The 532-nt window shown below is 60.5% G+C and carries 1 protein-coding gene; it reads right to left on the reverse strand.

Annotated elements, in window-relative coordinates; all coding sequences use genetic code 11:
* On the reverse strand, window positions 1-532 hold a 532-nt coding region (locus M5C56_RS32305; protein WP_247263509.1), incomplete at both ends, for an electron transfer flavoprotein subunit alpha/FixB family protein.

A 532-nucleotide genomic window follows, 5' to 3' on the forward strand; every position in this document is an offset into this window, starting at 1 on the left:
CGCAGCACGGGAAGCCCCCACCGCGGCACCGAGCTTGTCGGCCAGGGTATACAGGTGCTTGAAGTTGTCACCGTTCTGCATGCCACGACCGCCGGAAACGACAATCTTGGCAGCGGTCAGTTCAGGACGGTCGGACTTGGCCAGCGACTCAAAGACGAACGACGACTTGCCTGCATCATGAGCCGCGGCGACGGCTTCAACCGCGGCCAAACCGCCTTCAGCGGCAACCGGGTCGAAACCGGTGGCACGCACGGTGATGACCTTGACGGCGGCGTTCGATTGCACGGTGGCAATGGCGTTACCGGCATAGATCGGACGCTTGAAGGTGTCAGCGCTTTCCACCGAGATGATCTCGGAGATCTGGTCAACGTCCAACTGCGCGGCAACGCGTGGCAGGATGTTCTTGCCGTTTGACGTGGCCGAAGCCAGGACATGGCTGAAAATCGTGTGTTGTTCAAGCACCAGGTTTGCCACCAGAGGGGCAATATTCTCGGGGAGTTGATGTGCGTAGGCGGCGTTGTCAGCCACCAGT

Origin of the sequence: Pseudomonas sp. MWU13-2862 (assembly GCF_023242495.1) — a bacterium.
GTDB lineage: Bacteria > Pseudomonadota > Gammaproteobacteria > Pseudomonadales > Pseudomonadaceae > Aquipseudomonas > Aquipseudomonas gingeri_D.